This window comes from Nocardia sp. NPDC004860 (genome assembly GCF_040609015.1).
Lineage (GTDB): Bacteria > Actinomycetota > Actinomycetes > Mycobacteriales > Mycobacteriaceae > Nocardia.
Genome location: NZ_JBEXJI010000047.1, coordinates 14,920 through 38,088 on the forward strand (window position 1 = coordinate 14,920; position 23,169 = coordinate 38,088).

The following is a 23,169-nucleotide window of genomic DNA, read 5'->3' on the forward strand; positions in this document are numbered from 1 at the left end:
CGGGGTTGCCGCGGGTAAGGCACCGGTATGGACCACGACGACCGGGACACCAGGACCCGCCGCCTGGGGCTGCCGCATGCGATCAGCGCGGTGTTGTTCGACATGGACGGCGTGCTGACCGATTCCGCCGGGGTGCACGAGCAGGCGTGGAAGAGCGCTTTCGACGGCTTTCTGCACCAGCGCTGCGGCGCTGGATTCCAGCCCTTCTCGGAGCGGGACTACGAACTGTACGTGGATGGGAGACCTCGGTTGGACGGGGTGCGCGAATTCCTGAAGTCGCGAGATATCGAGCTGCCCGAGGGTTCTGACGAAGACGGTCCCGACGCGCAGACCGTGCATGGTATCGGTGAGAAGAAGAACGAACTCGTGCACACGTTGATCGAACGAGAAGGCGTGCACGCCTACCCCGGGTCGGTGGATTATCTTACCGCTGTGCAGCAGTCCGGGCTGCGAATCGGCGTCGTATCCTCGTCGGCGAACGCCGCGGCGGTGCTGGCCGCCACCGGTCTGGACCGCTATGCCGAGATCCGCATCGACGGGAACACCTTCGCGGAGCGTGACCTGCCCGGCAAGCCCGCACCCGATGGGTTCCTGGCGGGCGCGGACGCCCTGGGCGTCGATCCCCGGGCCACGGCGGTGTTCGAGGACGCGGTCGCCGGGGTGGAGGCCGGCCGCGCGGGCGCGTTCGGATTCGTCGTCGGCGTCGACCGTACCGGCGACCCGGACCATACCGATCAGCTGTACCGGGCCGGAGCCGACGTCGTCGTCCACGACCTGGCCGACTTACGGGAATCCTCATGAGCGATGCGAGATTCGAGGTAGCGCCCTGGGAATTGCGTTGGTGCGGGCTCGATCTCGATGCGCTGCAACGCACCGAATCGATCTTCGCGCTGTCCAACGGGCACATCGGCCTGCGCGGCACCCTCGACGAGGGCGAACCGGTCGGCAAACCGGGCACCTACCTCAACGGCTTCTACGAATCCCGGAAGATGCCGTACGCCGAAGCCGGATACGGCTATCCGGCGGAGGGCCAGACCGTCGTCAACGTGACCGACGGCAAGATCATCCGATTGCTCGTCGAGGACGAGCCGATGGATCTGCGCTATGGCACTACGGTCGAGCACGACCGCGTCCTGGATTTCCGGTCCGGCACCTTGCGCCGCTCCACCGTGTGGACCTCGCCGACCGGCCGCCGCGTGCGGATTCGTTCGGAACGCCTGGTGTCGTTCACCGAGCGGGCACTGGCGGCGATCCGCTACGAGGTCGAGCCGCTCGATGGTGATCTCGAAGTGGTCGTGCAGTCGGATCTGCTCGCCAATGAACCGGATCCGGCGAAACCGGACGATCCCCGCCTGGCCGCTGCGCTCGATCACCCGCTCGTGGGGGAGTGCGCCGTGGCGCGCGACCTCTCCGCGGTGCTGGTCCATCACACCCGGCGGTCGCAGCTGCGCATGGCGGCCGCGATGGACCACGAGTTCGATGTCGCGGTGGCCACCCGCTGCGATGTGCACGCCGAGAACGACCTCGCCCGGATGACGATCGCCGCGGGCGTGCCCGCGGGGGATCGCCTGTGCCTCACCAAGTTTCTGGCTTACGGGTGGTCGGCGCGGCGCTCGGCGTCCGCGCTGCGGGCCCAGGTGGAGGCCGCGCTCGCGGCCGGGCTGGAGATCGGCTGGCAGCAGCTGCTCGACCGTCAGCGCGTCTATCTCGACGACTTCTGGGCGCAGGCCGACATCGAACTGGACGGCAGCCCCGAACTGCAGCAGGCGGTGCGATTCGCGCTGTTCCATGTGCTGCAGGCAGGCGCGCGCGGTGAGGCGCGGGCGATTCCCGCGAAGGGCCTCACCGGTCCCGGATACGACGGCCACGCATTCTGGGACACCGAAACCTATGTGCTGCCGGTGCTCACGTACACCATGCCGATGGCGGCGGGTGACGCGCTCCGCTGGCGGCACTCGACCCTCGGGCAGGCGCGGCAGCGGGCCCGGGAGTTGGGGCAGGCCGGGGCGATGTTCCCGTGGCGGTCGATCAACGGTGAGGAGGCGTCCGGGTACTGGCCGACCGCCACCGCGGCCGTCCACGTGAATGCCGATATCGCCGACGCGACCGCCCGCTACCTGGCCGCGACCGGCGACGAGCAATTCGAGACCGAGTGCGGTGTCGAGCTGCTGGTCGAGACGGCGCGGTTGTGGGTGAGCTTGGGGCACGAGGACTCGGCCGGGGACTTCCGCATCGACGGCGTGACCGGCCCCGACGAGTACTCCGCCCTGGCCGACAACAACATCTACACCAATCTGATGGCGGCCCGGAACCTGCGCGAGGCCGCCGAATCCTGTACGCGGCGGCCCGATCTGACCGAACGACTCGGTGTGGAGCCCGCGGAGCTCACCCGCTGGCGTCACTGTGCCGACTCCATGTATCTGCCCTACAACGACGAACTCGGGGTACACGAGCAGTCCGAAGGGTTCACCCGGTACGCCCCATGGGATTTCGCCGCCACCCCGCCGGAGAACTATCCACTGCTGCTGCACTATCCGTATTTCGATCTGTATCGCCAGCAGGTGGTCAAACAGGCCGACCTCGTATTGGCAATGTACCTGTGCCCCAACGCCTTCAGTCGCGATCAGAAGATCCGCAACTTCGAGTACTACGACCCGCTGACCGTCCGCGATTCCTCACTGTCGGCGTGCACCCAAGCCGTCCTCGCCGCCGAGATCGGACACCTCGCGCTCGCCTACGACTATTTCCGTGAGGCCGCGTTCACCGATCTGCACGACCTGCACCACGACGTCGCCGCAGGCGTCCACATCGCCTCGGTCGCAGGTACCTGGATCAGCTGCGTCGGCGGCTTCGGCGGCATGCGCGACCTCGACGGCGACCTCGGCTTCGCCCCGCGCCTCCCGGAGCAGCTGAATCGGCTGTGCTTCCGAATCCTGTGGCACGGCAGCCGGATATCCGTCCACATCACCGCCGAGTCGACCACCTACCGACTCGAATCCGGCGACAGCGTCACCCTGACCCACCACGGCCGGCGCATCACCCTGACCGACAGCCCGGTGGACCTGCCCAACCCGACGGCAACCGCGGGCGCAGCTGCGGAATAGGTTCCGATGGCCCGGGCTCCGGAAGCGGATCCGGCGGCGCCGGAATCGGTGGCCCGGGTGCGGGGAAGGGCACGGGCGGCGCGGGTTCCGGAATGGGCTGCCCCGGCTCCACCGGCGGGATCGGTTCCGACGGCCGTATCGGTGGAACCGGAACAGCGTACGGTCCGGCACGGAGATCGAGATGTACAAGTTCCATACCGCCCGCTTACCCGGCGCGGGCGAGGGTAAGCGGCAAGCGGGGAGATGAAACGAACACTCGGCGGAAGGGAACCAACGCCATGGGCAAGACAAGCGAAACCGGCATCATCACCGGTACCCGCGACAAGGACTACAACCTGATCTGGTTCGTCGAGGCGTCGCTGGACAACGCGCTCCGGCTGGACACCTTCATCGCCGACGCCGAACGCGACGCCGGTACCGAACTGGCCGACTTCTTCCGCCGCGCCCAGACCGAGAGCCGCACGGGCGGCGAGCTGGGCAAGCAACTACTGGCCACCCGTTTACAGGGCTCGGACATCCTGATCGCACCGGAGCACCGGGCGGAGCGCTGAACCGCCGGTTCACTCCGGCCGCGCGATCGCCTCGCAAACCTTCGACGCCGACGCGTATCGCGTAGGCGGAGGACCTCGCAATGATCAGGAGGTGATTACCGTGATGTGGACACAGATAATGGACATGATCCGACAGATGTGGAACATGATGTTCCCGAACATGGCCATGTGACCGGTCTCAGGGCTGGTTGCCGGGGATGAGGCCGGCGACCGCGGCGTAGCGGAGCGGGGGAGTGTCCGGCGTGGGTGGTCGAGCCGCGGTGGGGGCGAGAAGGAAGCCGACGTGGTCGCCGAAATCGGCATGGTCGAGGATCTCGCCGACGAACCAGCCGGCCGTGGCCGTCAGGATCGGCAGCGCGTGCGGACCCTCCTGCCAGTCGCAGTGTTCGAACTTGTCGAGCTCGAGTCCGGTCTCGGAGCCGAAGAGGTGCGCCAGTGCGAGGGACTCGTGTGACAGTAGGTGGACCGCCAGGTGGTCTGCCCGGGCCGCGACACGATAGGTGTGGTTCCGTTTCGACAGGCAGACGAGGAATCGCCGCGGCTCGATGCTGACCTGTGTGGAGAACCCCACGAGGCAGCCGGCGCGGTGGCCGTCGGCGAGGGTGGTGACGATCCACACCGGTGCGTCGGCGGCCGCGACGGTGAGATCGAATGCGCCGCTGGAATCGTCGACCTCGCGTGACACGCCGCACCTCCCCGTTTCGGGCCGGTCGGGACAGTGGTCCAGGAGCCGGGCTTCAGCCTACACAGACCATTTGGTTTGTATGCCGCGTGAGTGGAAACGACGCCGATTCAGGTGAGTTGCGACGGCAATCCGGCGTCGTACACGGCGAGTATGTCGGTCGCCTGCCGCAGAGCATCGACGACGACGTCTGCCGGTGTGCGGTGCAGGTGCGGGTAGTCGATCTCGCCCAACTGCGGGTCGACCGGGAAGGCGAGTCGTTCTGTGCCGAGCGAGAATTCGGCGGCGATGTCCGCCCGGTTCCCGCGCGGGTCCTGGCGATGCCAGGCGCCGTCGAGATGAACCGCCACGAGGCCGTGCAGGACGTGCCCGTCACCGTGGGTGAGCCGCTGATAGCACAGCGCGGTGGGGATGCCCTGCCCGCGCAGGATCGCGGCGAGCAGGTGGGACTTCGCGTAGCAGAGGCCGACACGCTGCTCGAGCACGTCCGAGGCGCGTAGCGTCACACGGGAGTCCTGCGCGTCGTAGGAGTGCGCGACCTCATCCCGTACCCACTCGAATGCCCTTCGGGCGCAGTCGATATCGTTGTCGGACTGCGATCGGATCTCGCGGGCGAGCGCCCGGACCGCCGGGTGATCGACCTCGACGATCGGATCGCCGGAGAGATAGGCCGAGGGGCTGAGCATCGACACGGGCGCGAAGGACACCGGTCCACCCTAGTGCGGCGTCGGCTGGCCGCTCACCGCCGAGTTGTCGCTGACCGACACCACGGATTCGACGAACGGGAAGGACGCGACGTGCTCGGCGGCTTCCACCGCGATGCCGATCACGAGCGGGCCGGGATAGGTGCCGTAGACCACCATTCCACCCAGGGCTCTGAGGAGATCGTGGAATTTCGTGGCCTCCTCGGCGGTCGCGGTGCACGACTCGCAGAACCGCACTCGATAGACACCTTCGTCGACCATGACAGCCTCCTGAACGATGGTGGATTGACCGGCGCTAGCGGTTTGCCCATTTTTCGCCTGCTTACGCGGTCCGCATGCGGGACCACGGCGGCAGTTGCGGTCCGTACGAGGCCCACCGCCCATGGCGACGGTACCTCAACGACGGGGTGGACGACCGCACCGCGACCGAGACCGACTCGAACGGGTCGTCCTGACCGGCTCACCGGCTATCGGGCGGGTTGGCCGCACCGGAAGCCTGGGGTCGGTCCAGCCTGGGGTAGAGCAACTCCCGGACCAGCAGGAGCAGGCTCGCGGCGGTGGGGATGGCGAGCAGTGCGCCCAGGACGCCGAGCATCGAGCCGCCGACCAGGACGGCGACGACCGTGAGCACAGCGGGGACCTGTACCGTGCGCCCGATGATGCGGGGGACGAGCAGGTAGTCCTCGAGCCAGCGCAGGGCGATGAAGAAGACGACGGTCGCCAGGCAGACCGGCAGCGAAACCGTCAGCGCGACAAGCGCTATGGCGATACCCGCCAGCGTGGAGCCGATCAGGGGGATGAGGTCGAGCACCGCGACCAGCACGGCCAGCACCAGAGGGAACGGGACTCCGAAGGCGGCCAGCCAGATGAAGGTGAGGATTCCGGTGATCAGTGAGATCAGCAGGTTGCCCAGCACGTAACCACCGACCTTGGCGAAGATCGCGTCCCCGATGAGGATGGCGCGGGGCCGGCGTTCCCGCGGAAACAGCCGATAGAGGTTTGCGCGCAAGGCCGGGAAGTTCGCCGAGAAATACGCGGTGAGCACCGCGACCAGGATCGTGGCGGTGACCCAGCTGAAGACCACCCTGCCCGCTCCGACCAGTCCCTGTGACACCTTGCCGAAGTCGGCGCCGGTTGCGTGCTGCAGCCACTCGTCGAGGTGGAAGCGGTCGGTTGCCTCCCGGACCAGCGGGTAGCGGTCCTCGAGATGGTGCAGGGCGTCGGGCGCATGGTGGATCAGGCCTTGACCCTGGCCGATCAACGGTGTGATCGCGGCCCAGAGAAATCCGGCCAGGCCGCCGAGCACGATCAGGAACACCAGCGTGACAGCGAAACCGCGGCGGACATGGTGGCGCACCAGCCACGAGATCGCCGGCTCCATGCCGATGGCGAGGAACAGCGCCGCGGCGACGAGCAGCAGCGCCTGATGGGCTGTGAGCACGACACGCACGGTCCCCACAGTGACCAGCACACCCGCGGAGGCCATCAGTCCCACCATGAACGGCGAGTGCCGGTCGAACCTGCGTCCGGGCCTGCCCAGCGGATGCTGATCGCTGGACAGCTCGGCAGCACGCTCCTCGGCTTCCGAAATCGGCGCCGGTTCACTGTCGGAATGCGGCTGCGCTACCCAATGATTGTGCGCTTTTTCGTCGTTCATCGATTCTCTATCCGGTCGGGAAGGCGGGCGCTGGCCGTCGTCCGTCAGCGATGCCCCGATATGAGTCCCGTTTCCGCTCAGTGGCCGCCGGGATCGCCCAGCTTTCGACCTTCGCCGTGCTTGACCCGCACATGCTCGCTGATCACCAGCGCTGCGCCCGAGGCCAGCCATACGACGCAGACCACCCCGGCCAGTACCGCCCGCCCCGTAAACCCGTAACCGGCCGCGGCCAACGCGGCCACGAGCGCGATGATTCCGAACGCGAACAGGATGAGACCGGGCCAGTTTCGCGCGTCCACCATGGACTCACCCGCGTGTGATCGGGTGGTCCTGGCGTGGTCCGGGAACTGCTCGGTGCGGTCGCCGTGCTGCCCGGCGCTGTCGGGTTGTGCTGCATCTTGTTGTCGATCGGGCATGTTCCTCCTCTTCGGTGCAGGTGCCGATGTTCGGCGGGTACCCGGACATCGGGTCGGCAATCTCCGCGCACCGCTCGAGCCGATAGGGTTGCCGAGTGGATGAAGCGATCCGGGGACTGCGGGCGGTGCGACATTTCCGGGCGGATCCCGTATCGCTCCCCGTGATCGAGCGCATCATCGACACGGCCCGCTGGACCGGCTCCGCGCGCAATCGGCAGCCCTGGCGCTTCGTCGCCGTCACCGATTCGGCGGCGCGGCGTGAGCTGTCCCGGCTCGGCGGCTATGCCGTCCATCTCGCCGCCGCGCCCCTGGTGCTGGTCCTGGCCTCGCAGGACAACGGCTTCGCCGATACCGAGTTCGACATGGGCCGGCTGACCCAGTCGCTGTGTCTGGCCGCCGCCGAACAGGGGCTCGGCAGTTGCCCGACCACGCTGTATCCCGCCGAGAATGTTTCTCGCGCAGCCGAATTGCTCGAGCTCGCACCGGGATGGCTGCCGCGGCATGTCATCGCCCTCGGGTACCCGGATCCGCTGCCGGCCGGTGCGCCGAATGCGATTCCGAGCGGCAGGCTCTCGGTCGGTGAGCTGCTGACCTGGAAGTAGCGGTCGATAGATGTATGCCGCCGCGCCGCCCGGACGCTGGGCGACGCGGCGATCGGGATGGTCAGGCCGCGGCGGCGAGTTCGGGTCGTTGGTCCGCGGTCGCCTGAGGGCCAGGCTCGATGTGCAGTTGAATCACCTGCTCCGGGTCGTGGCGAGGCCACATCCGGTGGGCGACCGTGATTCCCATGGTGGCGAACACCGCCAGCGTCACCCAGGTGGTGGTGTATCCGGTTGTGGTGGTGAGCCATCCGGTGACCGGGTAGGTGAGTAGCCAGGCCAGGTGCGAGAGCGAGAACTGGGCGGCGAAGACGGCGGGGCGGTCGGCCGGTTGCGAGGAGCTGCGCAGCACCTGGCCGGTCGGGGTCAGGATCGCGGCGGTACCTACGCCGACGGTCGCCCACACCGCGATGGCCGCGCCCCACCGCCAGCCACCCGAGCCGGCGAGCGACAGGGCGATGGCCGCGCCGAGACCGGCCAGCAGGATGGCCGCGCCCGTGAGCATGACCGGGCGAGCGCCGCTGCGATCGAGCACCCGGGGGAGTGACAGGGCCACGAGCATGGTGCCGAATCCATTGGCCGCCAGCAGCATTGCCACTCCGGTCTGAGTGCCGCCGAGGGTGTCGCGGACGTAGTTGACCGTGTCGACCATGATGATCGAACCCGCGGCGGCCACCACCAGGTTCAGGCCGAGCAGCCCGCGCAGGCGTGGCGTCGCGGCGAAGATCCGCAGGCCCACCGTGATCCGCTCCCGGAACGAGTCTCCGCTGGTGGCGGTCGCGTCCGGGATCCTGGTCGCGATGACCAGTGCGGCCGAGACGGCGAATCCGATGGCGGTACCGACGAACAGCCAGTGGAAGCTCATGATCGTCAGTGCGGCGGCGGCGAGCATCGGGCTGAGCAGGGTCTCCATGGTGGCGGCCAGCTGCGCGGCCGAGAGTGCCCGGGTGTATTCCCGCTCATCGGGCAGGATGTCGGGGATGACCGCCTGATAGGTGGGTGTGTATGCGGCGGAAGCGGTTTGGAGGACCGCGATGAGCACGTAGATCTGCCAGATCTGGTCGATGAACGGCAGTGCCAGGACGACGGCGGCGCGCGTGAGGTGCAGGGCCGTCAGAAAGGCCCGGCGGGGAAAGCGATCGGCATACGCGGCCACGATCGGCGCGACCGTGACGTAGACAAGCATCTTGATGGTGAGCGCGGTGCCGAGGACACCGGCGGCAGCACCGCCGGCGAGGTCGTAGGCGAGCAATCCCAGTGCGACGGTGGTCAATCCGGTACCGAAGAGCCCGGAGACCTGGGCGGTGAACAGCCGCAGGTAGTCGCGGTTGCGGAGGAGCGAGGTGAGCATGGGCGCGGAACGCATCGGAATCACTTCCTGGAGACGGGCTGGGGCGGGTCGCGGGGGCGGGGACAGTCGCATTCGCATTCGCACATCTCGTGGCTCCTCGGTGGGTGGGTGGTTCGATACGGGGGAATTTAATACCCCTAGGGGGTATGCTCAAGTAGGTGCGCCGTGATGTGGGCCACCGCGCATCAGGTTCGCGGCGAATACCCCAGGGGGGTGACATGTCAAGTCGGGCTATGCTGGCTGACGTGGCTGATCAGCGCGTTGCGCCGCGAGCGACCGGATGCGTCCGGCTGCTCGGAGTGCTGGCGCTCCTGCTCGGGATCGCCGCCATGCATGCGGGTGTGTTCTCGGTACACCATGGCACGCCGGTTTCCGAGATGTCCGCAGCGACGATGGCGATGCCCTCTGCCCCGCAGCCGGGACACGACGCGGGAATGCACGGCGACAAGCCCGGCGGGCACGGGCTCACCCACGGCTGCGAATTCTTCGTCCTCTCCGTGGTGACGGTCGCGATCGGCCTAGTGCTGCTGCACTGGGCCGGAGACCGGCCCCGTGACGCCCGCCCACCGAACTTCCCGACCCTGCGAATCCACCGAGCCCGCCCACCGCCGTGGGCGGTCCCCACCCTGGCCGAACTGTCGATTCTGCGGATCTGACAGGTCCGCCGCGCCCACCGGTCGCGGCCGACTTCGTGATCCCGGCCGCCGCCCACCACGGCGCGGCGTGCCCCACATTCGACCAACCAGGGAGAAGCCATGTCCTCCAATCGATTTCCACTCGCGTCGCCACTGAACCGGCGGGGATTCCTAGCGCTCGGAGCGGGTGCCGCGGCGGCCGCGACCCTGGCCGCGTGCGCGAAGAACACGGCAGGCGCGCCCAGCCTCGTGCAGCCCGATTCCGAGGCGGTCCGGGCCGCGGAGGCCGCGCGTCGCACGGCCGGCGCCACCGTCCGCGACGTGACGCTGCGCGCCGAGCCGACCACCCTCGACCTCGGTGGCGTACAGGTGCCGACCTGGGCCTTCGGGGGCACGGTGCCAGGCCCGGAAATCCGCATCGCCAAAGGCGAGGTGGTGCGCGCCAACCTCATCAACGCGCTTCCGGCGCCGACCACGGTGCACTGGCACGGTATCGCCCTGCGCAACGATATGGACGGCGTCCCCGACGTCACCCAGGCGCCGATCGCGGCCGGCGGCCGCTTCGGTTACGAGTTCACCGCGCCGGACTCCGGCACCTACTTCTTCCACCCGCACGTCGGGGTGCAGCTCGACCGCGGCCTGTACGCGCCGCTCATCGTCGAGGATCCGGCCGACGGCCGCGACTACGACACCGAAGCCGTTGTGGTGCTCGACGATTGGCTCGACGGCGTGAACGGGCGTGACCCGGACAAGGAGTTGCAGGCCCTGCGGGACAAGGGCATGGCGGGCATGGCCATGGGCGGGATGCCTGGCATGAACCACGACGGCACGACCATGGGCTCGGGCGGAATGTCCACGACCGCCGACCCGAACGCGCCGCTCGGCTCCGACGCCGGCGACGTCACCTACCCGTACTTCCTGATCAACGGCCGCCTGGGCAGTGATCCCACCGTCGTCACCGCGCGACCGGGGCAGCGCATCCGGCTGCGGATCATCAATGCCGCCGCGGACACGGCGTTCCGGGTCGCCGTCGGCGGACACCAGCTGCGGGTCACCCACACCGACGGTTTCCCGGTGCAGCCGATCACGACCTCCAGCCTGCTCATCAGCATGGGCGAACGCTACGACGCCATCGTCGAACTGGCGGACGGCGTCTTCCCGCTGGTCGCCGCGGCGGAAGGCAAGACCGGCCGCGGCTTCGCGCTGATCCGCACCGGCGGCGGCACCCCACCCCCGGCCGACGTGCAGCCGGCCGAACTCGCGGTGGCGCCGCTGACGGCGGATCGCCTCACCGCCGCGGAACCGGTTCGCCTGCAGGCGAAGCAGCCCGATCAGACCCTCGACGTCACCCTCGGCTCCGACATGAAGAAATACGTCTGGACCATCAATGGCAAGGCCTATCCCGACCACACCGCCCTGAATGTCTCCCAGGGGCAACGGATCCGCCTGCGCTTCCGTAACCAGTCCATGATGTACCACCCCATGCACCTGCACGGCCACACCTTCCAGCTCGTCAACCGGGCCGGATCGGGGCCGCGCAAGGACACCTCCATCGTGCTGCCCATGCAGACGGTCGAAGTCGACCTCGACGCCGACAACCCCGGCCAGTGGATGCTGCACTGCCACAACGCCTACCACGGAGAAGCGGGCATGATGAGCATCCTGTCCTACGTGCGCTGAGCCCGCCGCCCCGCCGCGGGTAGGTTCATCCGCATGGCCCGTACGACACCGTCCCAGCGCGAGGAAGCGGACACCGAGCCCGGCGCTCCGGGGCCCGCGGGCTACCGGCGATCCACGGGTTCGGCCCGCGGTACGGCCCGGCGCGACGACCTGCTCGACCGCGTCACCGACGATCTCGCGGCCAACGGCCTGGTGGATTTCTCGCTGCGGCGGGCCGCGCGGGCGGCCGGTACCACTCACAAGGTGCTGCTCTACCATTTCGACGGCGTCGACGACCTGCTCGCGCAGGCGATCGTGCGATTGCGGGACAGGCGGATCGGCGCCGCCTTCGCGATCCTCGACCGGCAGCAACCGACGCTGTCGGCGCGGGTGCGGGCGCTGTGGCCGGTGCTCGTCGACGCGGAAACCGGGCTGCGAGTTCTCGATCAGGCCATCGGACTGGCGATGTACGACCCGCAGCGGCATGCCGCACTGGGCCGAGAGGCTTCGAAACAGTATCTGCCGCTGTTGCTTTCGCTGTGCCCGGTGGCCTGGCCGGAGCGCCGGAAGCGGGAGGTGGCCGAGCTGATCCTCGCGGCCCTGCGTGGCTTCCTGATCGACTGGCTGACCAGCGGGGATACCGCCGGTGCCGAGGCCGGGCTCGAGGCGCTCTCCCGTGTCCTGGACCGGGAAGAGGCCGCCGTCGAATAGCTCTGTCCCGCACGGTATTACAGCGGGGTCCCGGCCGTTGACATGAAGTGAACCAGGTGGTTCACTTCATGGTGTCAAGGACCCACCGAAAGGCCGGTGCGCGAATGTCCATCGAACGTGAGAAGCGTCGCTTCACCAGCGGCAGTGACGAATGCGTGGCCTGGCACTATCCAGGAACCAACGGCGCCTGCGTGATCATGGCCGGCGCCATCGCGGTCACCAGAGAACCCGGCACCGACCGTTTCGCCGAACGATTCCATCGGGCCGGATTCACCGTCCTCGCCTTCGACTATCGGCACCTCGGCGAAAGCGGCGGCATGCCCCGACAGCTCGTCCGCATCCGCGAGCAACTCGACGACTGGCGGGCTGCCATCGAATTCGCCTCGGCCCTACCGGAAGTCGACCCCGCCAAGCTCGCCCTCTGGGGCCACTCGCTGTCCGGCGGCCACGTCCTGAACATCGCAGCGCATCACCCGGGCGTGGCGGCCGCGATCGCCCAATCGCCGCACGCCGACGGACCCGCGATCTCCCGCAACGCCTCTCGCTACCAGAAGACCCTCGCCCTGCTGCGCTTCACCGGCCGCGCCCTCCTCGACATCGCCGCCGGTCTGATCGGCAGGCCACCCCTGCTGATTCCCCTGGTCGGCGCTCCGGGAACCATCGCGGCCCTCACGACACCGGACGCCCCGGACATGCCGCATGCGCTCGACCCCCACGGCAAATACCCGGCCTGGCAACAGTGCGTAGCCGCCCGCTCGGCTCTGCGCACCGCCCTGTACCGCCCCGGCCGCCACGCCTCCCATATCCACTGCCCCGTCCTGGTCATCGCATGCAGCCAGGACCAATCCGCCCTCACCGCCCCCGCACTCCGCGTCGCCGCCCAAGCCCCGAAGTCAGAGCTCGTTCGCGTACCCGGCGGTCACTACGCAACCTATCTGGAAGCCCACGAAGAGACCGTCGAAGCAGAACTGTCCTTCCTGAACCGACATCTCCTCACCCCGCACCCGACCAGCGACGTCACGGCCGACCGGCCCGAAGCCGGTACCCGCCCTTGACTCGTATCGAATTTCACTGTCACCGAACCGATTTCACACAACAGCCCGCTCCGGACGCTCCTCCTCACCGAGCATGACCATCGCGTCGCGGCCCGAGCGGGCTCACATCAGCGGTCTACTGTGCACTCGGGAGGGATTGCGGCAGGCCGAATATGGGGAGGACTGTGTTTTCGAAGCGGGTCATGGCGCCGATCCGGTCGCCCGCGAGAGTGAGGACGAAGAGGCCGGATCCGTGGATGCCGATGGAGGGGTATCGGTAGACCCCGAAGGCCGGCTGACCGTTGGCTCGCGTCGGCACCAGTTCGAATCTCTGTGCCGAGCCGAAAATGAGTGCGAAGAAGCGGGCCACGATGTCTCGGCCCTGGTATTCCAGCGGCATCGGTGGCATCGACATGAAGACGTCGTCGGTCAACAGAGCCACCAACGCGTCGATGTCGGCAGATTCGTAGGCGCTGACGAACTTCGCCACGATCGCATCCTCCGCAGGTGAGTTGCCAGCGGGCGGCTGCTCGCGGGCAGTAGTCACCGGCAGTCGGCGCTGCATTCCCGCACGCGCGCGTTTGAGGGCGCTCTTGACCGATTCGACGGTCGTGTCCAGCATGTCGGCTACTTCGTTCGCGTGGAATCCGAGGACGTCGCGCAGGATGAGGACGGCGAGCTGGCGAGGCGGCAAGATCTGCAGGGCGGTCACGAAGGCCAGGGAAATGGATTCGGTTTGCTCGTAGCGCGCCTCCGGACCGAGCGGCACACTGATCGCTCCATCCAGAAGGGCGTCGGGATAGGGCTCGAGCCAGTGGATTTCGCCGAGTCCAGTGGGTTCCGGTAATTCGATTCCCGGGATGTCCCACTGCTTCGCAGGACGTCGGCGAGCAGAGCGCAGCGCGTCGAGGCACCGGTTGGTGGCGATGCGGTAGAGCCAGGTGCGAAGTGAGGCGCGCCCGTCGAATCGTTCGAGACCTCGCCAAGCGGCGAGCATCGTGTCCTGGAGAGCGTCCTCGGCATCCTGAAACGATCCGAGCATCCGATAGCAGTGCACCTGTAGCTCGCGACGGTGTGGCTCGGTCAGCGCTCGGAATGCCTCGCCATCGCCGCCCTGTGCCCTCGACATCAGGTCCGTTCTCGCCAACTCCACTCCCGCCACCTCATTCCTTGTGTGCAGTTCCACACCGTATGGACGCCGGCCGAGGCACGAACGGGGCGGTCGCGGAGCGCCTCCTTTTCCGATGCCGCGGCGTCTGGACCAGTGATAGCCGACAACATTGTCAAAGGAGCACGGAAATGGGAAAGATCGTCATCAGCACCAACGCCACACTCGATGGAGTGGTCCAGGACCCGGACGGCCAGGAAGGCTTCGAACTGGGCGGCTGGTTCCACCAGTTCGTAGGGGGCAAGGACCTCGAAGACTGGGCCGCCAACGAGACGGAGGAACTGCTGGGTGCCGAGGCGCTACTGCTGGGCAGGCGGAGCGGTGAGTGGTTCGAGTCCCGCATGCGCGATGGCGCGGAGATCCGCGTGAGCCGCGAGTGGGCGGACAGAATGAACAGCATCCCCAAGTACGTCGTATCGTCGACTCTCGAACATTCTCAGTGGAGCAACACCACGGTCCTCAACGGCGCTGCGGTAAAGGAGATTTCGGAGCTGAAGCGGACAGTGGACGGGGAAATCCTGGTCTACGGCAGCTATCAGCTCGTGCGCACACTGACAGAACAGAACCTGGCCGATGAACTGCGGCTGGTAGTTTTCCCGGTCGTGCTGGGAACCGGCCTGCGTCTCTTCGACGAGACCAGCGACAAGAAGCCGCTGCACCTGGTCGACACACGAAAGATCGGTGACGGCCTGGTGCTCAACACCTACGAATTCGTGCAAGGCTAACGGCTGAATTCGGGGAGAAGCTTGATGGCGGGTGGGTCGATGGGATCGCGGATGCTGTCGTAGGTCGTGAACGAGACCCACTCGCGCCGGCGAGGCGGGCGCTCCGGAGCTGCTCACTCGGGACGCCCGCACATCTTCCGGCCGCCGCTGTACCGGGTCGTCGACTAGCGAAGGTGCTTCGGCCGCCGATGTGCGTGACGTGGGATTTGGCTGGTCCGTAGAGGAGTCGCGACGCGCTGACCTTGACGTTCGGCCGGTTGGTGGCGTATCGAATGGGGTAGAGCTACCTATGTAAGCGGTACGACGGCGCGTGGAGAGAGGCGGTCCAGGTGTCGATGCGTCCTTCGTTGCCGACTCGGCTCTGGCGGGTGCGGCCGTGGAACCGGAATCCGCTGCTGCGTGTCTCGGATCGGGCCGAGGTGGTGCTGCGGGCGGTGGCCGTGGTGGTCGTGGCCGCGGCGGTGCCGGTGGCGGGGGCGGTGGGGAGCGTGAGCTATACCGGCGCGCAGGATCGGATCGCGGCGCAGGATGCGGGGAAGGTCAGGGTGACGGCCACCGAGACCGCGGATGCCGTGCGGCTGCCGGATTCGGATCATTACGCGGGTAATCAGGCGCGGTATCAGGCGCCCGTGCAGTGGAACAGCGACGGCAAGACCGAGACCGCCACCGTGGACGTGCCTGGGCCGCAGGTCGCGGGCGCCACGGTGACGGTGTGGATCAAGAACGGGCAGCCGACGCAGGCGCCCGCCCGGCCGGGAGCCGCGGCCGCGGAGGGGATCGGGACCGGGCTCGCGGTGCTGGTCGAGACGTGGTGTGCGGCCGCCGCGACCGTGTGGTTCACGGGCACGGTCTTCGATGCCAGACGCTATGCGCGCTGGGAGCGTGAGTGGCGTGGCATCAATCGGCCGATCGGGAAGGACACCCTGTAACGGGGTGGGATCGGCTGCGCCGGTTCAGTATTCGCCGTTGATCAGGTTCTGTGGCGGCTCGCCCGCCAGGTAGCGTGCGATCTCCGCGGTGGCGATGGCCCAGCCGCGCTGCAGGTTTCCGCTGCTGCTGCCACCGACGTGCGGGGTCAGCAGCAGGCCCGGTGCGTCCCACAGTGGGTGGCCGGCGGGCAGTGGTTCCGGATCGGTGACATCGAGGATGGCGCGCAGCCGGCCGGATTGCAGTTCGGCCAGCAGGTCGTCGGTGCGCACCACCGGACCGCGGGCGGCATTGACGAGAATCGCGCGGTCGGGCATGCGGGCCAGGAACGCCGCGTCGACCATGCCGATGGTGGCCGTGGTGACCGGAACCATGAGCACGACCGCATCGAAATGCGGGAGCAGGTCGGGGATTTCGCCGACGCCGTGCACGCCCTCCCGGGCCTGCGTACCGACCAGTTCGACTGTGGTGTCGAACGGCAGCAGCATGCGCCGCAATTCCGTCGCCAGATCACCCGCACCGATGATCAGGATTCGCTTGCCGTGCAAGGTGTCCGTGCGGTGCTGGATCCAGCGGTGCTCGCGCTGCGCCACGGCGAATTCGATGAATTCCCGGTAGACCGTGAGCAATCCGGTGATCGTCCACTCGGCGGTGCTCGCCCCGTGCGCACCCCGGGCCGTCGAGAGCATCACCTGATCCGGCAGCTCGCCCACCCAGGCCTCGGCGCCCGCGGTCAGCAGCTGCACCAGCCGCAGCTTCGGCAGCGACCGCGCCAGCGCCATGCTCTCGGGCCGGCCGGCCAGGAACGCGGGCACCAGCACCTCCGCCGCATCCGCCCCGGCGGGCAGCGGCTCGCCGAGGGTGTAGCGCACCGGCCGCGCCCCCTCGAGCCGGGAGATCGTCGCGAAACCATGGTCGTCGGGAACCAGCACCGTCACCGTCATGTCAGCGACGCTAGCCGACCGGGCGAATCCTGGTCGGCGCGGTCGGTTCCGATCAGTATCGGGGATGGGCGAGGTAGCGGGCGGGTGCGCCCAGCAGCCAGCGGATCAGGGCGACGGTCAGCACGATGATGCCGAGGGCGGTGAGGGCCGGGGTGGCGATGAGCCAGCCCGCGTCGAGCAATGCGAGGCCGAGCACGGCGAGCATTCGATTGTCCTCTGCGGACCGGAGTCCTATTTGGCGGCGGATTCGGATTTCGCGGGTGTCCCCGGACGGTTGAGGAAGCGGTTGACCGACCAATTCGGCTTCGCGAATACACGTTTCGGCGTCGTCTTGGCCATGGGAACCGCCGGCTTTCGAGGCTGCTCCACGTTACGCGCCGCCGTGCCCGCCGGCGCCGGTTCCGCGAGTTCCATTCGCGCCGCGGCCATCTCGCGCCGCGACTGGCGCAGCTCGCGCCGCGCGACCGTGCCGCGCCGCGACGTGGTCCAGATTCCGGCCAGCGTGAGGATGAATCCCGCCGTGCCGATCGCGCCGATCAGCATTCCGTAGGCGAACAGCAGCCCGGCGGATCCGTGATAGGTGTGGTCGAAAACGGTGAAGCCATTGGGAAGCGCATGTGCGCCACCGCTGTTGGCCTGGATCCCGGCCACGCCCACGGTCACAGCACCCAGCAGAGCGATGAGCCCGATGATTGTGAACATAGTGGGGCAATGCCCGTTCATCCGCTGGTCAAACCCTGGACCGGTGGATTGTCCGGCGAGTCCCGCCGGGGGAGTCTGCGGCGCCGGTCGGTTCCGTTGCGGCAATTGCGGTGTGGGTTGAGAGCGCCCTTGTCGGATCGTGGTCAGTTGGCGTGCCGGTGCTGGAATCTCATGTCGGCCCACGGCCATCCGGTGTCGCGTCCGCGGACTGTTCGCGCTCCGTGATGCGCTGCTGGTAGGTCCGTAGGACTGTCAGCTGGGCCGATTCGGCGGCATGATCGGCGTGGCGGATGGCCGCGACTTGGTCGGGTGGGTCGGCGAGGAAGAAGCTGCCGCTTCCGGGTTTGCCGGCGATCCCGAGCCGGTTCATCTTCTTCGGCACCGTTGCGCCCTGGTAGTCCAGCGGGATGGGATGGCCGTGGTCGTCGACGGGGCCGAGTGATTGGTGCAGCTCGATGTATTCGCCGTGGGGGAGGCGGCGGATGACGCCGGTTTCGATGCCGTGCTCGAGTACGGTCCGGTCGGCTCGCTGCAATCCGACGCAGAGCCGGTAGGCGATGAAGTAGGCCAGCGGCGGCAGGACCAGGATGCCGATACGTCCCGCCCAGGTGGTCGCGTTGAGGGAGATGTGGAACTTGTAGGCGATGATGTCGTTGGCGCCCATCAGGGTCAGGATCACATAGGTGGTGATGGACATGGCGCCGATGCCGGTGCGCACCGGGACGTCCCGGGGACGTTGCAGCAGGTTGTGACGGGCGGTGTCGCCGGTGAGGCGCTTCTCGATCCACGGATAGACGATCAGCACCGCGAAGATCAGGCCCATGATCAGGGCGACCCAGAATGCCGCCGGGATGGTGTACCGGCCCAGATACAGTTCCCACGGTGGCATGGTGCGGGCCAGTCCCTCGGTCCACATCATGTAGAAGTCCGGTTGCGATCCCGCCGACACCTGGGAGGGGTTGTAGGGGCCGAGGTTCCAGATCGGATTGATCTGCAGCAGGCCGCCCATGAGCGCCAGCGCGGCCAGCGTGAACGCGAAGAACGCGCCCTGGTCCAGGGAGAAGACCGGCACGATCCGAGTGCCGATCACGTTGCGTTCGGTTCGCGCCGGACCGGGGTACTGCGTGTGCTTCTGGTACCAGACCAGGGCGATGTGGGCGGCGATCAGGGCGAGCATGATGCCGGGGATCAGCAGCACGTGGGTGATGAACATCCGGGGCACGATGATGTTGCCGGGGAAATCGCCGCCGAAGAGCAGCCAGTGCAGCCAGGTGCCGACGATGGGCAGGCCCATCGTGATGCCGCCGAAGGCCAGCCGCAGCCCGGTGCCCGAGAGCAGATCGTCGGGCAGTGAATAGCCGAAGAAGCCCTCGAACATGGCCAGGATCAACAGGATGGCGCCGATGACCCAGTTGGCCTCGCGTGGTTTGCGGAACCCGCCGGTGAAGAAGACGCGGAACAGGTGCACGATCATCGAGGCGACGAACAGCAGTGCGGCCCAGTGGTGGACCTGACGGATGAACAGGCCGCCACGGACTTCGAAGGAGATGTTCAGGGTGGATTCGTAGGCCCGGGACATCGTCACTCCGCGCAGCGGCTGATACGGCCCGTTGTAGACCACGTCGGTCATCGACGGATCGAAGTACAGCGTCAGATAGACGCCGGTCAGCACCAGGATGATGAAGCTGTACAGGGCGATCTCACCGAGCAGGAACGACCAGTGCGTGGGAAAGACCTTGTTGATCGACCGTTTGATGAACGCCGCGAGACGATAACGCTCGTCGGCCGCGTTGGCCTGGACGGCGAGAGCTGATGTGTGGCGTCGGATCCGTGCCATGACCGGTCTCCTTGGGCGTGCCGGGTCGCGTCGCCCGGCAGAGCGTGACATAACGCCTTGTCGATCTTGGTCTACGCCGCGAAGATGAAGCATTCATGAAGATCAACTCGCTGCGTTCCGGAGGCGCGGTGTAGGCGTGGTCATGAAGGGGATGGACTTTCGCGTCGGGGTTGCCCGGCGTTGCCGATGCCGAGAGTGTGGGCGGGAGGTTGATCCATATGCGGGTACTGGTGGTCGAGGACGAGCCGAAGATGGCGCGGCTGCTGAGGCATGGGCTGACCGAGGAGGGGTACGCCGTCGACGTCGCGGCGGACGGACCCGATGGCTACGGTGCGGCGGCCAGCCGCGCCTACGACGCGGTCGTACTGGATGTGATGCTGCCCGGATTCTCCGGGTTCGAGGTGTGCCGGCGCTTGCGGAACGAGGGCGTCTGGGTGCCGGTGCTGATGCTGACCGCGCGCGGCGCGGTGCGCGACCGGGTCACGGGCCTCGATGACGGTGCCGACGACTTCCTCATCAAGCCGTTTCATCTCGACGAGCTGTTCGCCCGGTTGCGGGCTCTGATCCGCCGCGGCCCGGTCCCACGGCCGACCGTGCTGCGGGTCGGCGATCTTCGCATCGATACCGCGGCACGGCGATGCTGGCGCGGTGACGATGAAATCGTGCTCACCGCAAAGGAATACGCACTGCTGGAGATGTTCGCGCGGCAGCCCGGCGCGGTGCTGACCCGGGAACTGCTCACCGAGCACTGCTGGGATTTCGCATACGAATCGCGTTCCAATGTCGTGGACGTCCACATCCGCGGACTACGGGAAAAGATCGACCGTCCATTCGGCGTGATATCGCTGGAGACCGTGCGCGGCGCGGGATATCGGCTGCGTAGCGACGGCGGCCGGATAGAAAGTCCCCCAGCATGATTCGCCGCTGGCCGATCCGCATCAAGCTCACCGTCGCTTTCACCCGGACATGGCGGCGGGGCTCGCGACGGTGGGGTACGCCCGCAGACCGATCCCGCGCAGGATCGGCTCGGCATCCCGCGGGCGGTCAGTCGAGAATGTCGAGTGCGGTGAGGATGTCGGTGGTTTCGGTGCGGGTGGCGTAGTTGGGATGGACGTCGATCCAGCGAATTGTTCTGTCACCGTCGATGACCAGTACGGTCGGCATCGGCAGGCCGTATCCGTTGTCGGCGTTGAATGCTGACAGATCCAGGCCCAGGCTGCGCTGGGCTTCACGGACCTGGTCGGTGGGTGCGGTGAGGACGCCGAGTGCTCGGGCGATCTGGTTCCCGGGATCGGAGAGCACGGTGAAGGTCAGATCGTTCTTCTCCGCCATGGTCAGCGAGCCATCGGGCTTCTGCGGACTCAGCGCGATCAAACCGATGCCCCGCTCGGTGAGGGCGGGCGCCAGCTGCTCTTCGTATGCCCGTAGGGCCAGGTTGCAGTAGGGGCACCAGGCACCGCGGTAGATGACGAGGACCGCCGGCTTCCCGGCGAAGGCCGCGTACAGGCCGGTGGGGTTGCCATGCACGTCGAGGAGGTCGGCGTCCGGCATCGCGGTTCCCGCCCGGGCGACGCCCTCGGGGATCCCGTCACTGGTGAGGTCGGCCTGCTCGGCACCGAAGGCGGCCAAGGCGCTCTCGGGGATTTGGCCGGTCATGGACTGGTGCATGAGCTCGACGCGCTGGGCGATGGTGGTGTTCGTGCTGGTCACATCCGTCCCTTTCCAGGCAGTGGAAGCGAGGAGGCAAGCACCCGGCCCATTCGGCCCGGCGCTCGGCAAAAATGGATTCGCTACTCCATTTCTATCGAGAAGAAATTGGAATATCAATGCCACTTTTCTCGGTATTGTCCGAGGAGGGTCGGGTGTGGGACGCGATGTGGTCGATCATCGTGTCCAGGGCGATTTCCAGTGGCGCGGTATCGCGTTGCAGCTGGGTCAGCAGCAGCGCGCCCTGTAGCGCGGCCAGGGTGGCGGTGGCAAGTTTGTCCGGGTCGGCGGCGGGGTCCAGGCGACCGGCCTCGGCCATGGATCGCAGCCCGGACCGAACCCCGGATTCCCAGCGACGGAACGCGGTGGCGACATCGGCGCGGGCAGTGGAATTGATCTCGGCCAGTTCACTACCCAGGGAACCCAGGGGGCAGCCGCCCCGGCAATGCATCCGTCGCTGGTGCGCGACGAGGAAGTCGCGCCAGGCCCGGAAACCATCGACGGTGTCCAAGCGGGCGAACATGGGTTCCTGCCCGCCGACGACAGTGTCGCTCTGATAGGCGATCACCGCGCGGATCAGGGCGTTCTTGTCGGCGAAGTAGTGGTAGACCTGCGAGTTGCTCACCCCGGCGGCATCGCGGACGTCCTCGACGGTGGTCGCGGCGACACCGTGCTCGAACATCAACTGCGCTGCCGCCATCACGATCCGTTGCCGCGTCTGCTCGCCCTTCGGTGTCAGGCGCCGTGGCTTTGTGCTGCTCATAACCTACGATATCGCAATTTCTGGAATCTATATTCCAGTTTTCTCGGCACGTGATTGGCTCAATCGAGCCAGATCTCTCCATCGAGGGGATTTCCCGAACAACCTGGCCTAATGAACGGTCTCGACATGTCATACCGGTCGGTATTATTCGAGCAGCTGTCAAGACACACCGTTCGAGTTCGCGAGAGGACCGGCGATGGCAGTGAGACGGAAGTGACCGGGCTGCCGCGCTACGCGCCGATGCTGGCCACGGCCGGCGTGGTTCCCCGCGATGACGCGAAATGGAACTATGAAGTCAAGTTCGACGGCATCCGCGCCATCTGTTATGTCAGCGATGATCTGCGGCTGATGTCCCGCAACGACAAGAACATCACCGCGGCCTGGCCGGAACTCGCCGCGCTCGGACCCTCGAGTCCCGCCTTCGTCGTGGACGGCGAAATCGTTGCGCTCGGTGAGGATGGACGATCCTCGTTCGAAGCTCTTCAGCCGCGGATGCATCAGCGCAACCCTGCCATGATTCGTTCCCTGGCCACTGCGACCCCGGCCACCTACATGATCTTCGACCTGCTCCACGTCGGTGATCGCTCGCTGATCGACCTGCCCTACCGGCAGCGGCGGGAATTACTCGAACAACTCGACCTACGCGGACCGCACTGGCAGACGCCACCCCGCCTGAAGGGTCCCGGGGAGGCGGTGCTCGACGAATCGCGACAGCTACGGCTGGAAGGCATCGTCTGCAAACGCCTCGACAGCCCCTATCTGCCGGGGCGGCGCAGCCCGCTCTGGATCAAGGTCAAGAACGTTCGTGATCAGGAAGTCGTCATCGTCGGCTGGCGCCCGGGCGCCGGGCGGCGAGCCGGTCACATCGGCTCACTACTGATGGCAGTTCACGACGACACGGGCGAGCTCACCTACATCGGTAACGTCGGCACGGGCTTCACCCAGGCGACGCTCGACGACCTGAGTGCGAAACTCCAACCGCTGCAACGCAACACGCCCTCGGTCGCGGCTCCCGTGCCCGACGCGGTTTGGGTCGAACCCGAACTCGTCGGCGAGGTGACCTTCACCGGCTGGACCAGCGACGCCCGACTCAGGCATCCATCGTGGCGTGGATTGCGGTTCGACAAGAACCCACGCGAAGTCCGCCGAGAGCCGTAGTGCCGCGCCATGCGCTCACCCCGGCGTCCACGACCTCGCGGGGTACGACGAAGGCGGCGGGGTGTGCGGCATCGGCCAGGATCCGGGTCAGGGTCGGGGTGGTGGGGCGTGCACCGGACGCCTCGGGAAAGTCGA

The 23,169-nt window shown here is 67.3% G+C and carries 25 protein-coding genes; 12 read left to right on the top strand and 13 right to left on the bottom strand.

Annotation, left to right across the window (positions count from 1 at the left end; translation table 11 throughout):
- Positions 1-27 precede the first annotated feature (27 nt).
- The 3 genes from ABZV44_RS43550 (at position 28) to ABZV44_RS43560 (ending at position 3,655) form a co-directional block, all read left to right on the top strand.
- Entirely contained in the window at positions 28-801 is a 774-nt protein-coding gene (locus ABZV44_RS43550) for a beta-phosphoglucomutase family hydrolase (protein ID WP_354850632.1), read from the top strand.
- The gene (locus ABZV44_RS43555) at positions 798-3,104 is read left to right on the top strand and encodes a glycosyl hydrolase family 65 protein (RefSeq protein WP_354850635.1); all 2,307 of its coding nucleotides are present in this window, start codon (positions 798-800) and stop codon (positions 3,102-3,104) included. Before ABZV44_RS43550 ends, ABZV44_RS43555 begins: the two co-directional genes overlap by 4 nt.
- A 278-nt stretch (positions 3,105-3,382) precedes the next feature.
- Entirely contained in the window at positions 3,383-3,655 is a 273-nt protein-coding gene (locus ABZV44_RS43560; protein WP_354850637.1) for a hypothetical protein, read from the top strand.
- 178 nt (positions 3,656-3,833) lie between these two features.
- On the opposite strand, the gene ABZV44_RS43565 is transcribed toward ABZV44_RS43560, so the two are convergent.
- From ABZV44_RS43565 to ABZV44_RS43585, 5 genes are all read right to left on the bottom strand, one after another.
- Positions 3,834-4,340, bottom strand: coding sequence for a flavin reductase family protein (locus ABZV44_RS43565; RefSeq protein WP_354850640.1), 507 nt, complete (start codon positions 4,338-4,340; stop codon positions 3,834-3,836).
- A 107-nt stretch (positions 4,341-4,447) separates the two neighbouring features.
- Positions 4,448-5,044 (bottom strand): transglutaminase family protein, encoded by a 597-nt coding sequence (locus tag ABZV44_RS43570; protein ID WP_354850643.1) that lies wholly within the window; start codon positions 5,042-5,044, stop codon positions 4,448-4,450.
- A gap of 9 nt (positions 5,045-5,053) precedes the next feature.
- Positions 5,054-5,302 (bottom strand): hypothetical protein, encoded by a 249-nt coding sequence (locus ABZV44_RS43575; protein WP_354850645.1) that lies wholly within the window; start codon positions 5,300-5,302, stop codon positions 5,054-5,056.
- A gap of 199 nt (positions 5,303-5,501) precedes the next feature.
- Positions 5,502-6,698 carry an AI-2E family transporter gene (locus tag ABZV44_RS43580; RefSeq protein ID WP_354850648.1) on the bottom strand — a complete coding sequence of 399 codons (1,197 nt, stop codon included), beginning with the start codon at positions 6,696-6,698 and terminating at the stop codon, positions 5,502-5,504.
- A gap of 77 nt (positions 6,699-6,775) precedes the next feature.
- The gene (locus ABZV44_RS43585; RefSeq protein ID WP_354850651.1) at positions 6,776-7,114 is read right to left on the bottom strand and encodes a hypothetical protein; all 339 of its coding nucleotides are present in this window, start codon (positions 7,112-7,114) and stop codon (positions 6,776-6,778) included.
- Between the two features lie 95 nt (positions 7,115-7,209).
- On the opposite strand from ABZV44_RS43585, the gene ABZV44_RS43590 reads away from it, so the two are divergent.
- Positions 7,210-7,716 (top strand): nitroreductase family protein, encoded by a 507-nt coding sequence (locus ABZV44_RS43590; protein WP_354850654.1) that lies wholly within the window; start codon positions 7,210-7,212, stop codon positions 7,714-7,716.
- 61 nt (positions 7,717-7,777) lie between these two features.
- On the opposite strand, the gene ABZV44_RS43595 is transcribed toward ABZV44_RS43590, so the two are convergent.
- Positions 7,778-9,064: an MFS transporter gene (locus tag ABZV44_RS43595; protein ID WP_354850726.1), complete on the bottom strand. Its 1,287-nt coding sequence runs from the start codon at positions 9,062-9,064 to the stop codon at positions 7,778-7,780.
- Positions 9,065-9,309: 245 nt separating this feature from the next.
- Here ABZV44_RS43595 and ABZV44_RS43600 point away from each other — a divergent pair, with 245 nt between their 5' ends.
- The 4 genes from ABZV44_RS43600 to ABZV44_RS43615 all read left to right on the top strand — a co-directional run bounded on the left by ABZV44_RS43600 (position 9,310) and on the right by ABZV44_RS43615 (position 13,124).
- Positions 9,310-9,720: a DUF6153 family protein gene (locus tag ABZV44_RS43600; protein WP_354850657.1), complete on the top strand. Its 411-nt coding sequence runs from the start codon at positions 9,310-9,312 to the stop codon at positions 9,718-9,720.
- A 99-nt stretch (positions 9,721-9,819) separates the two neighbouring features.
- Positions 9,820-11,379: a multicopper oxidase family protein gene (locus ABZV44_RS43605; protein WP_354850660.1), complete on the top strand. Its 1,560-nt coding sequence runs from the start codon at positions 9,820-9,822 to the stop codon at positions 11,377-11,379.
- A gap of 33 nt (positions 11,380-11,412) precedes the next feature.
- On the top strand, positions 11,413-12,069 hold the full coding sequence (locus ABZV44_RS43610; RefSeq protein WP_354850661.1) for a TetR/AcrR family transcriptional regulator: 657 nt from the start codon (positions 11,413-11,415) through the stop codon (positions 12,067-12,069).
- Positions 12,070-12,173: 104 nt separating this feature from the next.
- Complete coding sequence (locus ABZV44_RS43615; protein WP_354850664.1) at positions 12,174-13,124, top strand: alpha/beta hydrolase; 951 nt, start codon at positions 12,174-12,176, stop codon at positions 13,122-13,124.
- Between the two features lie 115 nt (positions 13,125-13,239).
- Here the strand turns inward: ABZV44_RS43615 and ABZV44_RS43620 are convergent, their stop codons facing one another.
- Positions 13,240-14,250, bottom strand: coding sequence for a sigma-70 family RNA polymerase sigma factor (locus tag ABZV44_RS43620; RefSeq protein WP_354850728.1), 1,011 nt, complete (start codon positions 14,248-14,250; stop codon positions 13,240-13,242).
- Positions 14,251-14,402: 152 nt separating this feature from the next.
- Here ABZV44_RS43620 and ABZV44_RS43625 point away from each other — a divergent pair, with 152 nt between their 5' ends.
- Positions 14,403-14,996, top strand: coding sequence for a dihydrofolate reductase family protein (locus tag ABZV44_RS43625; RefSeq protein ID WP_354850667.1), 594 nt, complete (start codon positions 14,403-14,405; stop codon positions 14,994-14,996).
- 335 nt (positions 14,997-15,331) lie between these two features.
- Positions 15,332-15,925, top strand: coding sequence for a hypothetical protein (locus ABZV44_RS43630; protein ID WP_354850670.1), 594 nt, complete (start codon positions 15,332-15,334; stop codon positions 15,923-15,925).
- Positions 15,926-15,949: 24 nt separating this feature from the next.
- On the opposite strand, the gene ABZV44_RS43635 is transcribed toward ABZV44_RS43630, so the two are convergent.
- From ABZV44_RS43635 to ABZV44_RS43650, 4 genes are all read right to left on the bottom strand, one after another.
- Positions 15,950-16,867, bottom strand: coding sequence for a 2-hydroxyacid dehydrogenase (locus ABZV44_RS43635; RefSeq protein ID WP_354850673.1), 918 nt, complete (start codon positions 16,865-16,867; stop codon positions 15,950-15,952).
- A 52-nt stretch (positions 16,868-16,919) separates the two neighbouring features.
- Complete coding sequence (locus tag ABZV44_RS43640; RefSeq protein ID WP_354850676.1) at positions 16,920-17,072, bottom strand: hypothetical protein; 153 nt, start codon at positions 17,070-17,072, stop codon at positions 16,920-16,922.
- Between the two features lie 26 nt (positions 17,073-17,098).
- Positions 17,099-17,569, bottom strand: a complete 471-nt coding sequence (locus tag ABZV44_RS43645) for a hypothetical protein (RefSeq protein WP_354850679.1) — start codon at positions 17,567-17,569, stop codon at positions 17,099-17,101.
- Positions 17,570-17,738: 169 nt separating this feature from the next.
- Entirely contained in the window at positions 17,739-19,406 is a 1,668-nt protein-coding gene (locus ABZV44_RS43650; RefSeq protein ID WP_354850682.1) for a cytochrome bc complex cytochrome b subunit, read from the bottom strand.
- Positions 19,407-19,624: 218 nt separating this feature from the next.
- Here ABZV44_RS43650 and ABZV44_RS43655 point away from each other — a divergent pair, with 218 nt between their 5' ends.
- Positions 19,625-20,323: a response regulator transcription factor gene (locus ABZV44_RS43655; protein WP_354850685.1), complete on the top strand. Its 699-nt coding sequence runs from the start codon at positions 19,625-19,627 to the stop codon at positions 20,321-20,323.
- A gap of 127 nt (positions 20,324-20,450) precedes the next feature.
- Here the strand turns inward: ABZV44_RS43655 and ABZV44_RS43660 are convergent, their stop codons facing one another.
- Together ABZV44_RS43660 and ABZV44_RS43665 are read right to left on the bottom strand one after the other, a co-directional pair.
- Complete coding sequence (locus ABZV44_RS43660) at positions 20,451-21,116, bottom strand: peroxiredoxin-like family protein (protein ID WP_354850688.1); 666 nt, start codon at positions 21,114-21,116, stop codon at positions 20,451-20,453.
- Positions 21,117-21,207: 91 nt separating this feature from the next.
- Positions 21,208-21,876, bottom strand: a complete 669-nt coding sequence (locus ABZV44_RS43665) for a TetR/AcrR family transcriptional regulator (RefSeq protein ID WP_354850691.1) — start codon at positions 21,874-21,876, stop codon at positions 21,208-21,210.
- 111 nt (positions 21,877-21,987) lie between these two features.
- On the opposite strand from ABZV44_RS43665, the gene ligD reads away from it, so the two are divergent.
- Entirely contained in the window at positions 21,988-23,034 is a 1,047-nt protein-coding gene (gene ligD, locus ABZV44_RS43670; RefSeq protein ID WP_354850694.1) for a non-homologous end-joining DNA ligase, read from the top strand.
- Positions 23,035-23,169: the final 135 nt, after the last annotated feature.